This window comes from Eisenibacter elegans DSM 3317 (assembly GCF_000430505.1).
In the GTDB taxonomy this organism is placed as follows: Bacteria; Bacteroidota; Bacteroidia; order Cytophagales; family Microscillaceae; genus Eisenibacter; species Eisenibacter elegans.
In genome coordinates this window covers 225,731-243,888 of sequence record NZ_AUMD01000011.1, presented here as the reverse complement: position 1 = coordinate 243,888, position 18,158 = coordinate 225,731, and the positions used below count along the sequence as shown (strand labels likewise).

The window sequence follows — 18,158 nt, the reverse complement described above, 5'->3', positions numbered from 1 at the left end:
TGGGAGTGCCGATTTTTTGTGAGGCGGCTTTTGTAGAGGGTAGGTACAATATGCCTAACTCCCCAAGTTTATACCAAGATTCGCTGGATTTTGGCGAATTGACAGGGTTTTATTTTCTTGATTCTAAAGGATTTTCAGCGTGTAGATTTCCCAAACCAATTTTGATTGGGTACATCACTATAAGGTATTGTTATATGGGTTGGAACAGAACACAGATACTTGCCCTGATGGGGACTTTGTGGTTGGGGACAGTAGGATACGGTTTTGCGCAAGGGCTTAACCCCCAACTGGCTTTGACACAATACATCGCCGATAACTGGGATGTAAACAAGGGGTTGTCGTCGAGTATCATCAATGAGGTCAAACAAAGCAAAGATGGGTATCTATGGGCAGGCTCGTTTATGGGGCTGAATCGATTTGACGGGGCTAATTTTCAGTTGTTTACCCCTTCGAATGTGGAGGGGCTTACGTCTATCACCTTTGATGCGGCATATGAAAGCGCCAACGGAACATTGTGGTTTGGCACTACGGGTAATGGTGGGCTTACCGCTTACCAAAACCAGCAGTTGGTGCATTATGGAAGTAGACAAGGGTATCCCAACCGTCCGGTGATTGCCATTACCGAAGACCCTCAAAACTCTCAGCTTTGGATAGGTACGGTAGGCTATGGGGTTTTTGTGATGGATAAGGCGAAGGGGGCGTTTACACAAGCCAAACAACTAGCACCACTCAACGGCCAAACGATATCAGCCTTGCTTTTTGATGATGAGGGGCGGCTATGGGCTGCCACCGAAAACAACGGGTTGGTCATTGCCAAGGGCAATCAATATCAACACTATACGACGCAAAACGCCGGCCTGCCCAATGCGCCTATCCTGAGTTTGTACAAACTCAAAACTGGCCAAGTGTTGGTAGGTACTTCTAAGGGCATCTACACCAAAACTCCTACCGGATTCAGGCTAAAGCCTAATACCGAAAAGTATGCCGTCAATACTCTTTTGGAAGATGCTCGGGGCACGCTTTGGTTTGGTACTACTACCGGCTTGGGGCGCATCACGGCCAGAGGCATCGAGTTTGTAGAAAAGCTCAACGAAATCCCACTTTATGTAACCTCTCTCTGCTACGACCACGAGGGCTCACTGTGGATTGGCCTCTACCGCCACGGGCTCTTGCGCCTGCGCGAAGGGAAGTTTTTGAATTATACCTATAGGGAGGGCTTGGCCTCAATCGCCGTCAATGGGGTATTGGCCGTAGGGAAAGACCGTTTTTATGTAGGCACAGACAATGGTGTGGTCAATGTCATCGAAGCCAACGGGCGCATCAGTACCTTACCCACCAAGCAACAGTTTGGCACAGAGCGCATCCGCCATTTGGCAATGGCTCCAGATGGCTCCCTATGGATTGCTTCATATAAAGGTGTGTTGCAACTACGCCCCGATGGCTCCGAAACCTTCTACAATACCAAAAATGGCCTCAAAGACGAACAAGCGCGCTATCTATGGATAAGCCCCGACGGGCAAGTATGGATTGGCAGCCGTGCCGGCGGAATTGCCATTCTCAACCCCACAACCAATCAGTTCAGGTATCTCAACAAAAGCCAAAATACCCTCCACTCCGACTTTGTGATGCAGATAAAACCCCTGGCCAACGGTGAGGTGGCCGTAGTGAGCAATAATGGCGGCGTGGCCATATTGGATAAAAACCTGCGCATAAAAAAGGTATGGAACACAGAAAGCGGAATGCCCGACAACCTGACCTTTGCCGTGTATGAGCAAGTAGCTCAAAAACAACTGTGGATTGCCACCGGCAGCGGTTTGGCCATTGTGATGCCCAATGGCACTATCAACACCATCACCAGTAAAGAGGGCCTACCGAGTGAGAGTATTTTCGATTTGGTGGCCGACAACAAAGGCTATCTTTGGTTGAGTACCAATATGGGATTGAGCCGGGTGGCGCAGCAAGAAATACAAGATTTCCTCACAGGCAAAAATACCCGAATACACCCACAGGTCTTTACAGACAAAGACGGGATGGCTAGCAGCGAATGTACGGGCGCAGTACACCTCTGCCAAACGCCTGACGGACGGATTCTCATTCCGACGCTGGGCGGGCTTTCGATTATCAACCCCAACAAAATCCCACAAAACCCTCATAAACCCGCTGTATACATCGAGCGCATTGCAACCGAAGGCCAAAGCTTTGCACCCGCCCAGTACCTGTCTCAAACCCTCAGCTTAGCCCAAGGCTGGCGACGACTCAACTTTGAGTTTACGGCGCTGAGCTTCATAGCCGCCGACAATGTGTTTTTCAAATACAAGCTCGAAGGCTTCGACAATGAATGGACGCTGACCCAAGAGCGTAGTATCAGCTACACCAGCCTACCCCCCGGCCAATATACCTTCAGGGTACAAGCCTCCAACAATGATGGCTTATGGAACGAAACCGGAGCCAGTGTAACGCTTTATATCAAGCCCTATTTTTATCAATACACCGCCTTCCATATGTTGGTGATACTGTTGGTATTGGCCACCCTCTATGGGATTTATCGTTGGCGCATCCGTGTGATTAACCAACAAAAAGAAGCACTCGAACTCATCGTACAAGAGCGTACCGCGCAGCTCAACCAACAAAATGAAGAACTGCACGCACAACGCGATTTTATTGAAGCCCAAGTACGCGAACTCCAAAGCCGAGAGCTGAAAATCAATGCCAGTATCAACTCTGCACGAACCATCCAACAGGCTATCTTGCCACCAAAAACCAAACTCGACATGTTGTTGAGGAATTATTTTATCCTCTACAGACCTAAAGATGTGGTGTCAGGAGATTTTTATTGGCTCAACAAAATCGAGGACGAACTCATATTTGTCGTAGCCGACTGTACCGGCCACGGTGTCCCTGGGGCGTTTATGACCCTTATCGGCAATACCTTGCTCGATAAAATCATTCGCCTAAAACGCATCACAGACCCTGCCGAAATCTTGACCGAACTGAACGAAGAAGTACAGACGGTCTTGATGCAGCGCGAATCCAAAAACAATAGTGGCATGGATGTAACAGTTGTGAAGGCCAAAAAACAAGACCGAGACAGCTACCTCATTACTTTTGCCGGAGCCAAGCACGATGTCTTGTACTATGATAGCGCCGATGATCAACTAAAAGAACTAAAAGGAGATCGTAAAGCCATTGGTGGCTTACAAAACCCTCGGCTACGGTTCAACAACCACACGGTTGTTTTACAAAAAGGCTCGGTGGTATATACTGGTTCGGATGGTTACGAAGACCAAAACGATGTGCGACGGCGCAAAATCGGTCGCGCACAATTCAGAACTTTGCTCGGAAACATCGCTGCCCAACCACTCGACCAACAACAACAAGCCCTCGAAAAATACCTCGACCAATATATGAAAGATACCGAACAGCGGGATGACATCCTGCTGATTGCTGTCAAGCTCTGAACAATGTATTCTTTGCCCGTGGAGTAACTACGGGCAAAAGACAAAATTTGTAGTTCTCAAAAAACTAGACCAACTTTGCATACGCCAAAGTATTGGCTCAATACTCACAACTTTGATATTGCCCCCCTCGATTATGAGCAAAGGACTGCCCAAACGTAGCGAAGATTATTCTGCTTGGTACAACGAATTGGTCAAAAAAGCGGATTTGGCCGAAAACTCCCCCGTGCGCGGCTGTATGGTCATCAAACCCTATGGGTATGCCATTTGGGAAAAAATGCAGGCCGAACTAGACCGGATGTTTAAGGAAACCGGCCACGTCAATGCCTATTTTCCGTTGTTTATCCCCAAGTCTTACTTGAGCAAAGAAGCCGCTCACGTCGAGGGCTTTGCCAAGGAATGTGCTGTGGTAACGCACTATCGCCTCAAAAACAGTGAAGATGGCTCAGGTGTCATCGTCGACCCCGACGCCAAGCTTGAAGAGGAACTAATTGTGCGGCCTACGTCTGAGACGGTCATCTGGAGTACTTATAAAAACTGGATACAGTCGTACCGCGACCTGCCAATCCTTGTCAACCAATGGGCCAATGTGGTACGTTGGGAAATGCGCACGCGCCTGTTCCTGCGCACCGCTGAGTTCCTTTGGCAAGAAGGACACACCGCCCACGCCACCCGCGAAGAGGCCATGCAAGAGGCCGTACAGATGATGAATGTGTATGCCACCTTTGCCGAAGAGTTTATGGCACTACCCGTGGTCAAGGGCGTAAAATCAGCCAACGAACGCTTTGCAGGCGCTGAGGAAACTTTCTGTATCGAAGCCTTGATGCAAGACGGCAAGGCGCTGCAAGCCGGTACTTCGCACTTCTTGGGGCAAAATTTTGCCAAAGCCTTCGATGTGCAGTTTGCCAACCAACAAGGGCAGCTGGAGTACGTTTGGGGGACATCTTGGGGCGTAAGTACCCGCCTGATGGGTGCCCTCATTATGGCGCACTCCGACGACCTCGGCCTCGTACTGCCGCCACGCCTAGCCCCCCACCAAGTGGTGATTGTGCCTATCTTCAAAGGAGATACCCAAAAGGCCGAGCTGCTCGACCACTGCCACCGACTCAAAAAACAACTCACCGCGCAGGGCATCCGTGTCAAGCTCGACGACCGCGACACCCAAACCCCCGGCTTTAAATTTGCCGACTGGGAGCTGAAAGGAGTACCCGTGCGCTTGGCTATTGGCTTGAGAGACCTCGAAAACCAAACCGTAGAGCTAGCACGCCGCGACAAACCCAGCAAGGAAGACAAACTTTCGGTACCACTGGCCGACGTGCTGCCTACCGTCACCCAAATATTGGAAGAGATGCAACAAAGCATATATCAAAAGGCGCTCGACTTCCGCCAAGCCAATACACACACGGCCAACAGCTACGAAGAATTCAAAACACTGCTCCAAACCAAAGCAGGCTTTATTGCCGCTCATTGGGACGGAACGCCTGAAACCGAAGAGCGCATCAAGGCCGAAACCAAGGCTACCATCCGCTGCATCCCCTTAGAGGGGCAGCCTGAGCCCGGCAACTGCATCGTTACCGGAAAGCCTTCTGCACAGCGTGTACTTTTTGCCATTGCCTACTAATCCACCACATAGGGAAAGGCCTCACCGCTGGTGAGGTCTTTTTCGTAACTCCGCATCCACCCGTGAACCACTCCCAACTCGAACAGACTTTTAGACAAATAGGGGCGCAGTTTGTGCCTGATTTTGAGAATTTTGCCCAACGCCTTGGGCGTATCCGTGCTTTTGTGTTTGACTGGGACGGGGTGTTCAATGCCGGCTACAAAGGCGAGGGCACTCCTAGTCCTTTTTCTGAGCCCGACTCTATGGGAACCAACTTATGGCGCTTTGCCTATTGGCTCCAAAACGGAATGCTGCCCGTATTTGCCGTCATCACGGGTGCCCCCAACCCCACAGCCATTGAGCTAGCCACCCGCGAACATTGGGATGCGGTGTATTTCAAAATTCGTGACAAAGCCACCGCCGTCAAACACCTGTGTCAAGCGCATCAACTCAGCCCCGAACAGGTAGCCTGTAGTTTTGATGACATCAATGACCTCGGAATGGCCGAAATCTGCGGCCTGCGCTCCTTGGTACGCCGCCAGTCAAGCCCGCTCTACAGGGCTTTCGCCCTGACACATCAGCGCTGTGATTACATCACAGCTTCGGAAGGTGGGCAACACGCCGTGCGCGAGCTGTGCGAACTCTGGATGGGTACGATAGGTCAATATGAGGCCGCACTCCAATCACGCATTGCTTTTGACCAACACTATCAGCAGTATTTTGCCCAACGCCAGCAACGTAACACCCTGTTTTTTACCCAAAACACACCCGAAGACATCATTCCGGCAATGGTGTAGGGCTTATCCCCGCCGCACCCACTCCTGAATCGTGAAGGGGTATTGGTTGTCGGTATCGGCGGCTACGGGGGTTTCGGCGGTGAGCTGCCACTGCGCAGGGTCGGGTGTGGGGAAAAACGCATCGCCTTCGGGCTGGGCGGCTACGGCTGTCAAGATGATTTTGTGTGCCAAGGGAAGGGCTTGGGCATACAACTCTCCCCCACCTATCACAAACAGTTGTGTGTAGCCTTGGGCGGCGGCTAGGGCTTGGGCAGCGGCTAGGGTTGTACAGGTGGCTATGCCCTCCGGAGCAGGATAATTGGCTTGTCTGGTCAGGACAATGTTGAGCCGCTTGGGCAGCGGCCTGCCGATGGACTCAAAAGTTTTGCGCCCCATCACGATGGCTTGACCAAGGGTAGTGGCTTTGAAATGCTTAAGGTCTGCCGGCAGGTGCCAAGGCAGTTGGTTTTTATGACCAATAACGCCGTTTTGGGCTACGGCGACAATCAGAATCAGTTGCATAGGCGAAGTTAGCAAGGAATAAGCAACCGGCACAATGGCTGAACAAGAAAATATCCCACGCCACTGGATATTTTGCAAATCCCACAGTTAAAACTGTGGGTTAAGTCTCAGTTTACCCCCAAAATGAGACCTCCGCTTGTCTCGGAGCTAGAGCTCCGAGCTACTTTTCCACAAATATCCGGTGGTGTGAACTCTGAACTACTTTTCTGAAAATGTCTAGTGGCTTACAAGCGCAGTGTTAATTTTCTGTTATTTTTTGATAAATTTATCCTCTATAGTGCGTATCTTTGTGGCCTATTATCGAAAATTACCGCCGCCATGACTGATAAAGCCCCTAAACCTACTACTCGGACAACAAACACCAAGACAGCAAGCAAGCCTTCGCCTGCTCCCAAAACAGCGGCTAAGCGCTTGGCGCAAAAAGCGAGCAATGTTCCTGCTCCCGAAGTATCTCCTACCGCCCAGAACAATACAGCTAACTCTGTATTGGCACCCATATCCTTGCCCCCTGTGGCGGCTCACATTATCTATACTGGTTTACCAAGTAATGCCAAACAAGATAAAACCAAGAAAGGCAAAAGAAAGCGCTAAAAGCGCATCAAGATACATTGTAAAGCACTTGGGTACGTAATTGGTTTGCAGTTTTCATTACGAACACCTGAAAGCCAAGTGCTTTCTAGCTTTTTTACACGATCACAATTTGTTAAACATACTACATAAGCCCCGAGCAATGCTTGGGGTTTTATGTTTGCGTAGCATGAGACAAAACAAGGCTGCACAGCTATTTAAATACATTCTAAATAGTGTTTGTAGCTATGGATATGCCTTTGATTTTTTATTTTTGCTTAAACATTGTTTGTTTATTTTCTCAAATTTCACTATTCCAATAAAGACTATGGCTTTTGATATTGATATGATTAAGGCTGTCTATGCTCGTATGGGCGAGCGTATAGAGTCAGCACGCAAAGTAGTAGGCCGCCCCCTTACTTTGGCCGAGAAGATTTTGTATACCCACCTCTATGATGGCATCCCTACGCAAGCCTTCAAACGCGGTGCTGATTATGTAGATTTTGCCCCTGACCGTGTAGCTATGCAGGATGCTACCGCTCAAATGGCTCTGTTGCAGTTTATGTCTGCCGGCAAACCCAAGGTAGCTGTTCCGAGTACTGTACACTGCGACCACTTAATCCAAGCCAAGCAAGGCGCTGCCAAAGATTTGGCCACTGCCAAAGACATCAACAAGGAGGTTTATGACTTCTTGTCTTCGGTATCAGACAAGTATGGCATCGGCTTCTGGAAGCCCGGCGCAGGGATTATCCACCAAGTAGTACTCGAAAACTACGCCTTTCCGGGTGGTATGATGATCGGTACAGACTCTCACACGCCCAATGCAGGCGGCCTAGGAATGATTGCCATCGGTGTAGGTGGTGCAGATGCAGTAGACGTAATGGCCGGTATGGCTTGGGAGCTGAAGTTCCCCAAACTCATCGGTATCAAACTTACCGGTAAGCTGAGCGGATGGGCTTCTGCCAAAGATGTAATCTTGAAAGTAGCTGGCATCCTGACCGTAAAAGGCGGTACCGGTGCTATTGTAGAATACTTCGGAGAAGGCGCAGACGCACTTTCTGCTACCGGCAAAGGTACTATCTGCAATATGGGAGCTGAAATCGGAGCTACTACTTCGGTGTTTGCCTTCGACCAACATATGAAGGAGTACCTAGAGTCTACCGACCGTGCAGATGTAGCCGCCCTCGCCGAGCAGTATAAAGCCCACCTCCGCCCCGACGAAGAAGTGTACGCCGATCCTGCCAAATATTATGACCAACTCATCGAAATCAACCTCTCTGAGTTGGAGCCACACATCAACGGTCCCTTCACGCCCGACTTGGCTTGGCCTCTCTCTAAGTTTGCCCAAGCGGTTAAAGACAACGGCTATCCACAGCGCCTCGAAGTAGGACTCATCGGCTCTTGTACCAACTCTTCTTACGAAGACTTGACCCGCGCTGCCTCGCTCGCCAAGCAAGCCATCGACAAAAAACTAAAGGTAAACGCTGAGTTTACCATCACCCCTGGTTCTGAAACCGTTCGCTATACTGCCGAACGCGACGGCTTGCTCGATACCTTCGGTCAAATAGGCGGCGTAGTATTGGCCAATGCCTGCGGCCCTTGTATCGGTCAGTGGTCGCGCCATATCGACGACCCAGAGCGCGCCAACTCTATCATCACCTCGTTTAACCGTAACTTTGCCAAGCGTAACGATGGCTTCACGGCCACACACGCCTTCGTGGCCTCGCCCGAAATCGTAACGGCCTTTGCCATTGCCGGCGACCTGACCTTCAACCCCATGACCGACAAGCTTGTAAACCAAGACGGTCAGGAAGTGATGCTCGATGAGCCTACCGGCTTGATGGCTCCCCCCAAAGGTTATGCCGTAGAAGACCGTGGCTACCAAGCCCCCGCCGAAGACGGCAGCAAGGTACAAGTACAGGTAAGCCCCAGCTCTGACCGCTTGCAGCTCCTAGACCCTTTCAAAGCTTGGGAAGGTACTGACCTCACCGGCCTCAAGCTGCTCATCAAAGCCAAAGGCAAGTGTACTACCGACCATATCTCGATGGCCGGCCCTTGGCTCAAATATCGCGGACATCTCGACAATATCTCCAACAACCTCCTCATCGGCGCTACCAATGCCTTCAACGGCGCTACCAACAAGGTGAAAAACCAACTGGATGGCAGCTACGGAGAAGTACCTGCCGTACAGCGTGCTTACAAAGCCGCCGGTATTGGATCGGTAGTCGTAGGAGACGAAAACTACGGTGAAGGCTCTTCGCGTGAGCACGCTGCTATGGAGCCACGCCACCTCGGCGTGCGTGCCGTGATTGTAAAATCATTTGCCCGTATTCACGAAACCAACCTCAAAAAGCAAGGAATGCTGGCGCTTACTTTTGCCAACCCAGCCGACTACGACAAAGTCAAGGAAGACGATAACATCGATATCGTAGGCCTGACTACTTTTGCCGAAGGGCAGCCGCTCAAAATGGTGCTCAACCACGCCGACGGTAGCAAAGACGAGGTAACCCTGAACCATACCTACAACACTGCTCAGATTGAGTGGTTCAAGGCTGGTTCGGCGCTCAACCTCATCGCCGCACAAAACGCCTAAGCACGAGGTCGGCGCATATACCGACTTTCCCCCAAGAACCATCCCGAACTTTTCGGGGTGGTTTTTTTGTATCGCATTCTCAAAGTAAGTCCCCCTATGGTCTGTAGCATTGCGTTAATACCATTTAACCCCCTAAATATTAGATATTTACAAACCCACCGAGCCCTCAGAGCCTTTGCATTGCGAGGCAGGATAATATACATTTTTTAACACGCACCAAAAACCAAGTATTTACATTATTCATAACACACTAGTAATCAGTGTTTTAATAATTCAGGCACTGGACATTTTTGGGTTCTATCGTTGTTGTGCCCATTTTACCCCCTGCTCTTGGCACATATTCAACTGCAAAGGCCTCAAAGGAGAATCCATATTTCGTTTTTTAGAAAATATTCAGTGGCGTGTAGTTCAGATAAAAGCCTTGGAAAGGTGGCTCGCGCAAATCTCACTTATTTTTACTCCTCTACAAAAGGCTGTACCCCAAAATCATCTGAAGCTCCTCTAAATCCTCCCCACACTCCCGACCTTCTTTATCCACATATCCGTATTTACCATTGAGTTTGATTAGAGCCAATCCTTCGCGAAAACGCTCAGCCTCGTCATACTTTGGAAGGATGACCGTTTTTTTATCTCCATAGCTGACAAAACCCCATTTGTTCCCCTTTCGGTAGGAGACAAGAGGCAGGTCTTGCACATCTGTCAAACTTGCGTTCAGCTCTTTCTTTTCATTTGTTCAATTTCCTGTGCATAGCCATCAATCAGTACACGTAAGCAGGAGTAGCACGACAAAGTTTTTACAGATAACACTGAGGTGGCTTCGGCCATACTCATAAATCTTGTGGGCGATGAGCAAGATAATTGGGGGAAGATTTGATGTTTCATTGTTGGGCTTGGGGATTAGGATTGATAAACCATTTCTAATACACACTACTCCCGCAAATCTTCTTGACTTGTGGGTATTATATCGCATCCAGTCTGTAGACAGGGCAGTGGTGTCGGCACTACATCTGGTAGATAGGAGCAAGATAAGGCCAAAAACGCAATACAGGCACCACTTTTGGAGAAATTGGGTAGCCCCCCAATATATACCGGGATGATTGAGTAACAAATATACCCAACCCTTGCTTTTGTACTGCGCCCCCGTCTAGTACGTTAAAAAAGCCTAAAGCCAAACCAAAGTCAGCGAAAATGTGTTTTGAATCAGACTGACATTTTGTCATCCCATTCCAAAGTTTTATTTTTGCACCCATACAATCGTACTCCATTTGGCACAAAGCCTCTCTGAGCATATTCTGAGGCTTTTCACGAAGTAGCAAGACAATGAGCAAGTTAATTCAAGACATTCCGGTGATGCCGGAAGGCGCAGCAAGCAGCCCCGAAGCCTGCGAGACTTACCAAACCACCCCCGATACCCATAGCGGCAAAGGCCGCAAACTGTATATAGAGAGCTATGGCTGTCAGATGAATTTTTCGGACAGCGAAATCGTAGCCTCTGTGATGAGTGAACACGGCTTCGACACCACCTCTACGCCCGACGAGGCCGATGTCATCTTCCTCAACACCTGCGCCATTCGCGACAATGCTGAGCAGCGCATCCGCAAGCGCCTACAGGTGCTCAACGATTTCAAACAAAAGCGCCCCCAGCTCACCATCGGGGTGTTGGGCTGTATGGCTGAGCGCCTCAAAGCCCAGCTGCTCGAAGAAGAAAAGATGGTAGACCTCGTAGCCGGCCCCGACGCTTACCGCGCCCTGCCCGACTTGGTCGCCGAGGTTGATGGTGGGCACAAGGCTGTCAATGTATTCCTCTCTCGCGAAGAGACCTATGCCGACATCACGCCTGTGCGCCTCAACAGCAACGGCATCACGGCCTTTATCTCGATTTCCCGTGGCTGCGACAATATGTGCTCTTTCTGTGTCGTACCTTTTACCCGTGGCCGTGAGCGCAGCCGCAACCCGCATTCTATCGTGGCCGAAGCCCAAGACCTCTTCGACAGGGGCTACCGCGAGGTTACCCTCCTAGGCCAAAACGTAGACTCCTACCTATGGAGCTCACACCCCGAGGTCATCTCTATCAAGGGTGAAGAAAAGGCCGTCAAAAAAGGGGTAGACCTAACCGGCGTGGAAGTTGTCAACTTTGCCCAACTACTCGAAAGTGTAGCCAAGGTAAGCCCCGACCTGCGCGTGCGCTTTTCGACCTCTCACCCCAAGGACATGACCGATGATGTGCTGCGCACTATGGCCGCCTACGACAACATCTGCAACTACATCCACCTGCCCGTACAGAGTGGCAGCAGCCGCGTGCTCGACCTCATGAACCGTGGCTACACCCGCGAATGGTATATGGATAGGGTAGAGGCCATCCGCCGGATAGTGGGCAACGATTGTGGCATCTCGACCGATATCATCACGGGCTTCTGCACCGAAACCGAAGAAGACCACCAAGCCACACTCTCCCTTATGGAGTGGGCCAACTACGATTTTGCCTACATGTTTTACTACTCTGAGCGCCCCAACACGCCGGCAGCCAAAAAACACGTAGACGATGTACCGCTCGACATCAAAAAACGCCGCCTCAACGAAGTCATCGCCCTACAGCAGACCCTTTCCGCCCGCCGCAATCAGCAAGATGTAGGCCGTGTATACAAAGTACTCATCGAAGGTTTCTCGAAGCGCTCCGACGAGTATTTGATGGGTCGCAACTCCGCCAACAAGGTCGTTGTATTCCCCAAAGAGCACTACCAAAAAGGTCAATATGCCCACGTACTCATCAAAGACTGTACCGCCGCCACCCTCTTAGGCGAAGCCGTAGAGTAGGCGGCTTGTTTGGGGCTGTAGAACACAGCCCTCAATACTTCATAAAAAACCGCATTTCCAACCAAACCCCACTACCCACAATGAATCGAACCCTCCTCACCCTCACGCTGCTGTTCGGAATCATAGGCGGCTATTGTTTGCAAGCCCAAAACGTCAACAGTGCTTTTCCGCGTATGACCGTTACCCAGCTCGACGACAAAGACCGCGAAATCAACGTAACACTTCCCAAAGATGGGCGTGTGCAGGTCATCGTCGTCTTGCGCCCTTCCGGAGAAGACTCTCCCGCCTTTGACCTTCTGAGCGAATGGCAACCCTTCCTCAACAACCTCTTCCGCAAAGAAGGCCAAGGTGAGAAAATCTTGGGCGGCCTGTTTGAAGACGAAGGCGGCTACGATGGTGATATTCACTACGTGGCGCTCATCCCGGGCATTTCGGTCAACAAGGTCATCAACAAAATGCGCAAAGAAGCCAAGCCCGAAGACAAAGAAAACGCCGCTGTATACCCCGTAGGCAAGAGCCAAGTAAGCCTCAAAAAAGATGAACTAGCCGTATTCTTGGTACACCGCAAAGGCACCATTGTACACAAAACCACCGGCCCCTACTCGCAACGCAAGTACCAAGGCATCGAAGAGAAAATCCAAGAAATTCGCGATAACACCCGATAAACCGTGAGTGAAGAAGAAATTCAACATATCAAACAACGCTTTGGCATCATCGGCGCTTCTCCGGCGCTGGTGCATGCCATCCGTATTGCTGTTCAGGTAGCCCCCACCGATATGAGTGTCGTCATTACGGGCGAAAGCGGCAGCGGTAAAGAATCATTTTCAAAAATCATCCATAGCCTCAGCCCCCGCAAACACGGCCAGTTCATCGCCATCAACTGTGGCGCTATCCCCGAAGGTACCATCTACTCCGAACTCTTTGGCCACGAAAAAGGGGCTTTTACCGGCGCAGTCGATGCCCGCAAAGGGTACTTTGAGGTCGTAGATGGCGGTACTATCTTCCTCGACGAAATCGGCGAGATGCCTCTCGACACCCAGGCCATGCTTTTGCGCGTACTCGAAAACGGGGAGTTTATCCGTATGGGGGGAAACAAAGTCCAAAAAACCGACGTGCGGGTCATCGCAGCTACCAACGTAAACCTTGCCGAAGCTGTGCGCGAACACAAGTTCCGCGAAGACCTCTACTACCGCCTCAACACCGTGCCCATTTATGTACCTCCTCTACGAGAGCGGGGAGAGGATGTACTGCTGCTATTCCGTAAGTTTGCCGTCGATTTTGCAGAAAAATACAAGGTCCAGCCCATCAAATATACTCCCGAAGCCGCCGAGCTGCTCAAAGGCTACCCCTTTCCGGGCAATATCCGACAGCTCAAGAACTTGGCCGAACAAATATCTGCCCTCGAACTAAGCCGGGAGATTGATGCACACACCCTGGGCAAATACCTGCCCAAAATCACTCCCAAACAATCCATACCTGCATTTTTGGGCGGAGCTGAAAACACCGGCAAGGATAGCCTCAACGAACGCGAGTTGCTCTACAAGGTGCTTTTCGATATGCGGCGCGATGTAACGGAGCTGAAAAAATTGGTCTTCCAACTCTTACACCAAGGCGATTTTAGCGCTGCCGAGCTACTGCGCGACCATCGTGAGCTCTTTACCAACCTGCCCGATGACGATGCGCCCCTGAACAGCCCCAATACCGTAGCTGCCGGAGCCAAACTCTTGCCCTACAACCAACCCAAACACGCCGGCACTGAAGATACTGTCGTCATATCCAAAACCCAAAACCTCGATGATGAGGACGAAAAAATACACGAAATCACCTACGAAGAAGCCGCTGACGAATCGCTCTCTATCGAACAAAAAGAAAAAGAACTCATCATCAAAGCGCTACGCAAAAACAAAAACAAACGCAAAAACGCAGCCCAAGATTTGGGCATTTCTGAAAGAACCCTCTACCGCAAAATCAAACATTATGACATCGATGCTTAACCTTCGCAGCCTTGGCCTCTATGGTCTGCTTTTGTGCTGTTTGACGCTTCAAGGCTGCGGTATTTATTCTTTTTCGGGTATCAGTACTACAGCCAAAACGATTTATATCGGCAACTTCTTCAACCAAGCCGCCGCCGGGCCGGCCAACCTCGGCCAACAGTTTACGGAAGATTTAAAGGGATATTTTTTACAAAACTCCCGCCTACAATTGGTCAACTCTCCGGGCGACGCAGACCTAACCCTAGAGGGAATGGTCGTAGGCTATACTGCTATGCCACAAGGTGTTACAGCCAATGACGCTGGTGCGGTAAACCGCCTGACCATTACTGTGGATGTAGATTTTAAGAATATGATAGAAGAAGACAAAGACTTCCGCCGGCAGTTTTCCTTTTATCAAGATTTCCCCCAAAACCAAGACCTCTCCACAGTCGAGGTTCGGCTGATTAGTCAAATCTTCGAGCAAATCAATCTTGACATTTTCAATGCGACCTTGGCAGATTGGTAATGTTAGTTTTTTGTCATAAATTGCTCACTATTCGTACCAATGTGGTACGAACCGGCGTTTTGCAGGTGCTGAAACCAACATCAGGCGGGAGTGTGGGAAGTATCAAACTAGGGTTAACCCAAGGACTAGATGCGCCTACTGATAAGCATTTTTGTTGGTTTTGAGCCTATAACGCACGTTTTTTGTATACTCTATCAGGCTGAATCACCCTTTCGCAATGGATGCAGAAACTTTTCTATATTGGATAGACGACCCCAACCGTATCAACGACAACGACCTAGAGCAGCTCGAAGACCTAGCTCGCGAATATCCCTATTTTCAACTTGCACACCAACTTATTGCCAAAGGGACTAAAAACAAGCCCAGCGTAGCGCTGTCTTTGCCGGTCAAGCTGCGTAAAGCTTCGTTGTATGCCTACAACAGGGCTGTCTTGAGGCAGCTGATGGAAGTACGCCCCGAAGACATCCAGATTATTCCTGCTGAGCAACCCATTGACCCCTACAGCCGTACTGCACCAGACCTAGGACAGGCCGTAGAGGCTGACTCCACAAACGAGACCTTTGCGCCAATCCCCGTCCCTACCGACGAGGAGCCTGAGGCGGCATTTGTCCCAACACCTGAAGAAGATACCACTCCTGTATCTCATGACCCTACAGCAGATATCCCCACAACACCAGCGGCGGCAGACTTGCCTGCCTCGCTCGAAGGGATTGCGCTCAATGAGGGTATCGCCATGGATTTGTTCAATGATGGACGCATCGAAGAAGCTATTTTGGTATACCAACACTTGGCTGCCAAACAACCTGACAAACATAGCTATTATCAGACGCAATTGCAGATTATGACGGACAACGACTACTTCGTCTTGCAAGTACCTGAAGATTTGCGCCAAGTGTACCATCCTACACAAGATACGCCTGCCCCACAAACTGAAACACCCGATACTACTTCGTTTTTTGATACCCTGCCGCCCGAAGAAACACCCAGCACCCCAAACAATGCGCCCGAAGCATCGTCCACTACAGGTGATGAAACAGCAGTTACAGAGTTTCAGGCTTCTCAACTCTACGAAGACGGACAGTATGAGGCGGCCATCGAGGCTTACCAGCAGCTTAGCCAACAAGAACCAGACAGAGCCGCGTTTTACGCACTACAAATACAGCGGATTGAACGCGCCATAGTCGAAGTCAATAATTTGCTGGTAGAAGACGAAACCTCTACATCAACTCAAGCTGCTGACAGTGATGTGGTAGATACGCCCGAAGTTGATACTGCAAGCGATGCCGCACAAAGCTTTTTTGACCAGATAGGCTTTGAAGAAGAAACGACAACTGCTCCTACAGAGGCACCAGCTGACAACACAGTAGTGCCAGAGACAGCGCAAAGCTTTTTTGACCAGATAACTCCTGAAGAAGAAACGACAACTGCTCCTACAGAGGCACCAACTGACAACACAGTAGTGCCAGAGACAGCTCAAAGCTTTTTTGACCAGATAACTCCTGAAGAAGAAACGACAACTGCTCCTACAGAGGCACCAACTGACAACACAGTAGTGCCAGAGACAGCGCAAAGCTTTTTTGACCAGATAAGTTCTGACGAAGAGGTGGCCGATATTGATACGCCCGTTCAAGAATCTACCCCCATCGATACAACTCCCGTAGAGGAAACAACAACAGGTAGTTTTTTTGATGCCCTCACCCCCGATACATCTCCCACAGAGGATGTTCCGGTAACCCCCACCAATCAGTGGGCTACAGAAGAGCCGCCAAATCCTACCACAGACTTTTTCGACACCATCGAAGAAGACACCACCCACGAACCAGTTGCTACACAGCCAACTGCTGAGGAGATTATCGAACCTCCTGCCCATATCAGCGAAGGCACTGCCATGCAGGCCTTCAATGAAGGAAATGTAGCCCAGGCAGTGGAGATTTATCAAGCTCTGATGCGATATTATCCAGAAAAAACGGGATATTATCAAGGGCAAATCGACATCTTGACCGACGGGCTTGACATACAAAACCTCCCTACCGGAAGCGTAGAAGAAGCACCTGATGTGCAGGATTACCATACAGTTGCCCCCCCCTAGATGCGCCCAACAACCCCGAAGAACCCTATACCCTAGCGTGGAGCATCAGCGATAGCCCCAAAAATGAAGACCCGGCAGCCCAAGTACCCCTTGACCTCGACAATACCCCAGCTCAAGAAACACCAACGCCTAGCGAACGCCTAGCGCTGCGTTATTTTCAAGATGGGGATATCGCCAAGGCTGTCGATACTTATGCCCAACTCCAAACCATAGACCCCGAAAAGGCTGACTACTACCAAAGCCAAATCGATATCCTCACCGAAGGAGTACAAGAACAAAGCACCCAAACCGAGCCCTCCAGCCCGAAAACACCTGCTGTCAGCGAGGAACTGGCCATGCGCTATTTCAATGAGGGAAACACAGACCAAGCCATCGAGATTTATAAAAAACTGATGCTCCAAAATCCCGACAAAGAGCGCTATTATCTCAACCAAATCGAAATCCTTACGGATGATTTGGAGACCCTCCCCAATACAGCCACAGAGGCTCTCCCATACACTACAGAAAAAAACATTGACAACAGCGCTATTCCCGAAGAAAATACTAACTTTGCACCCTCAAACGATGTGAGCGAATCGATGGCCATCGCCCTATTTAACCAAGGCAAGCTTGACGAGGCTGTTCTCATCTACCAACAACTGATGCAGAAGTACCCCGAAAAACGAGATTACTTCAAAGCACAAATAGACGTTCTGAAAAGCTAATTTTATTCATCTACACGATATAACCCTATGTTGTACACCCTCCTTATCGTACTGATTGCCATCGTGGCCGTATTGCTCGTATTGGTAGTATTGGCACAAAAATCAAAAGGCGGCGTATCTGCCCAGTTTGGTGGCTCTAGCACCCAAATGATTGGCGTACGCAAAACCGGAGACATCCTAGAACGTCTTACTTGGGGCTTTGGAGCCGCACTGATGGTCTTGAGTCTCATTACCAATACCGGATTTTTTGTAGACAAAACCAACCAACAAGACCGCCTCAGAAGCGTCAACGAACGCAAAGCCAAAGAACAACGGCAAGCAGCGCCTATCCAGCAACAGGGCGCCCCTGTTGAGGCTGAGCAAGATGCTACCACTGAAGTTTTGGACTTGACAGCCCCCGCTGATTCGAGCAAATAAGGCTTGGTACAAAGCACAAAAAACGAGTCATTGCTAGTATATACACTAGTGATGACTCGTTTTTTATTGTACCATAGGCTTCGTAGCCTATGTCAAAATGTACTACAACACTACAGCCTGAT

The 18,158-nt window shown here is 50.0% G+C and carries 14 protein-coding genes; 12 read left to right on the top strand and 2 right to left on the bottom strand.

The features are described 5' to 3' along the window. The first annotated feature begins 194 nt into the window (after positions 1-194). From G499_RS0101730 to G499_RS0101720, 3 genes are all read left to right on the top strand, one after another. On the top strand, positions 195-3,458 hold the full coding sequence (locus G499_RS0101730) for a two-component regulator propeller domain-containing protein (protein WP_161627669.1): 3,264 nt from the start codon (positions 195-197) through the stop codon (positions 3,456-3,458). A gap of 133 nt (positions 3,459-3,591) precedes the next feature. Continuing rightward, positions 3,592-5,076 (top strand): proline--tRNA ligase, encoded by a 1,485-nt coding sequence (gene proS / locus G499_RS0101725; protein ID WP_026998510.1) that lies wholly within the window; start codon positions 3,592-3,594, stop codon positions 5,074-5,076. A 62-nt stretch (positions 5,077-5,138) separates the two neighbouring features. After that, entirely contained in the window at positions 5,139-5,852 is a 714-nt protein-coding gene (locus G499_RS0101720; RefSeq protein WP_026998509.1) for a hypothetical protein, read from the top strand. A 3-nt stretch (positions 5,853-5,855) separates the two neighbouring features. Here G499_RS0101720 and G499_RS18350 read toward each other — a convergent pair whose 3' ends face one another. Next, entirely contained in the window at positions 5,856-6,353 is a 498-nt protein-coding gene (locus G499_RS18350; RefSeq protein WP_035726250.1) for a dihydrofolate reductase, read from the bottom strand. 318 nt (positions 6,354-6,671) lie between these two features. Between G499_RS18350 and G499_RS0101710 the strand changes: the two genes are divergently transcribed. Together G499_RS0101710 and G499_RS0101705 are read left to right on the top strand one after the other, a co-directional pair. After that, positions 6,672-6,944 (top strand): hypothetical protein, encoded by a 273-nt coding sequence (locus tag G499_RS0101710; RefSeq protein ID WP_026998508.1) that lies wholly within the window; start codon positions 6,672-6,674, stop codon positions 6,942-6,944. Positions 6,945-7,248: 304 nt separating this feature from the next. After that, positions 7,249-9,513, top strand: a complete 2,265-nt coding sequence (locus G499_RS0101705; protein ID WP_026998507.1) for an aconitate hydratase — start codon at positions 7,249-7,251, stop codon at positions 9,511-9,513. Between the two features lie 463 nt (positions 9,514-9,976). Here the strand turns inward: G499_RS0101705 and G499_RS0101700 are convergent, their stop codons facing one another. Further along, positions 9,977-10,207 (bottom strand): WG repeat-containing protein, encoded by a 231-nt coding sequence (locus G499_RS0101700; RefSeq protein WP_211231576.1) that lies wholly within the window; start codon positions 10,205-10,207, stop codon positions 9,977-9,979. A gap of 626 nt (positions 10,208-10,833) precedes the next feature. Here G499_RS0101700 and miaB point away from each other — a divergent pair. The 7 genes from miaB (at position 10,834) to secG (ending at position 18,036) form a co-directional block, all read left to right on the top strand. Further along, complete coding sequence (miaB, locus tag G499_RS0101690) at positions 10,834-12,327, top strand: tRNA (N6-isopentenyl adenosine(37)-C2)-methylthiotransferase MiaB (RefSeq protein WP_026998504.1); 1,494 nt, start codon at positions 10,834-10,836, stop codon at positions 12,325-12,327. Between the two features lie 80 nt (positions 12,328-12,407). Continuing rightward, entirely contained in the window at positions 12,408-12,992 is a 585-nt protein-coding gene (locus G499_RS0101685; protein WP_026998503.1) for a hypothetical protein, read from the top strand. Between the two features lie 3 nt (positions 12,993-12,995). Then, entirely contained in the window at positions 12,996-14,321 is a 1,326-nt protein-coding gene (locus tag G499_RS0101680) for a sigma-54 interaction domain-containing protein (protein ID WP_026998502.1), read from the top strand. Further along, a complete protein-coding gene (locus G499_RS0101675; RefSeq protein ID WP_051295830.1) occupies positions 14,314-14,826 on the top strand; it encodes an LptE family protein in 513 nt (170 codons plus the stop codon). Before G499_RS0101680 ends, G499_RS0101675 begins: the two co-directional genes overlap by 8 nt. A 217-nt stretch (positions 14,827-15,043) precedes the next feature. After that, positions 15,044-16,915: a tetratricopeptide repeat protein gene (locus G499_RS0101670; protein ID WP_026998500.1), complete on the top strand. Its 1,872-nt coding sequence runs from the start codon at positions 15,044-15,046 to the stop codon at positions 16,913-16,915. 335 nt (positions 16,916-17,250) lie between these two features. Beyond that, on the top strand, positions 17,251-17,619 hold the full coding sequence (locus G499_RS0101660) for a tetratricopeptide repeat protein (RefSeq protein ID WP_026998499.1): 369 nt from the start codon (positions 17,251-17,253) through the stop codon (positions 17,617-17,619). Between the two features lie 27 nt (positions 17,620-17,646). Then, complete coding sequence (secG, locus tag G499_RS0101655) at positions 17,647-18,036, top strand: preprotein translocase subunit SecG (RefSeq protein WP_051295829.1); 390 nt, start codon at positions 17,647-17,649, stop codon at positions 18,034-18,036. The last annotated feature ends 122 nt before the right edge of the window (positions 18,037-18,158 follow it).

Bases quoted from the DNA above. Each gene is read 5' to 3' on its own strand.
- G499_RS0101730 (WP_161627669.1), top strand. From the start codon at position 195: ATGGGTTGGAACAGAACACAGATACTTGCCCTGATGGGGACTTTGTGG.
- proS (WP_026998510.1), top strand. From the start codon at position 3,592: ATGAGCAAAGGACTGCCCAAACGTAGCGAAGATTATTCTGCTTGGTAC.
- G499_RS18350 (WP_035726250.1), bottom strand. From the start codon at position 6,353: ATGCAACTGATTCTGATTGTCGCCGTAGCCCAAAACGGCGTTATTGGT.
- G499_RS0101710 (WP_026998508.1), top strand. From the start codon at position 6,672: ATGACTGATAAAGCCCCTAAACCTACTACTCGGACAACAAACACCAAG.
- G499_RS0101705 (WP_026998507.1), top strand. From the start codon at position 7,249: ATGGCTTTTGATATTGATATGATTAAGGCTGTCTATGCTCGTATGGGC.
- miaB (WP_026998504.1), top strand. From the start codon at position 10,834: ATGAGCAAGTTAATTCAAGACATTCCGGTGATGCCGGAAGGCGCAGCA.
- G499_RS0101685 (WP_026998503.1), top strand. From the start codon at position 12,408: ATGAATCGAACCCTCCTCACCCTCACGCTGCTGTTCGGAATCATAGGC.
- G499_RS0101675 (WP_051295830.1), top strand. From the start codon at position 14,314: ATGCTTAACCTTCGCAGCCTTGGCCTCTATGGTCTGCTTTTGTGCTGT.
- G499_RS0101670 (WP_026998500.1), top strand. From the start codon at position 15,044: ATGGATGCAGAAACTTTTCTATATTGGATAGACGACCCCAACCGTATC.
- G499_RS0101660 (WP_026998499.1), top strand. From the start codon at position 17,251: ATGCGCTATTTCAATGAGGGAAACACAGACCAAGCCATCGAGATTTAT.
- secG (WP_051295829.1), top strand. From the start codon at position 17,647: ATGTTGTACACCCTCCTTATCGTACTGATTGCCATCGTGGCCGTATTG.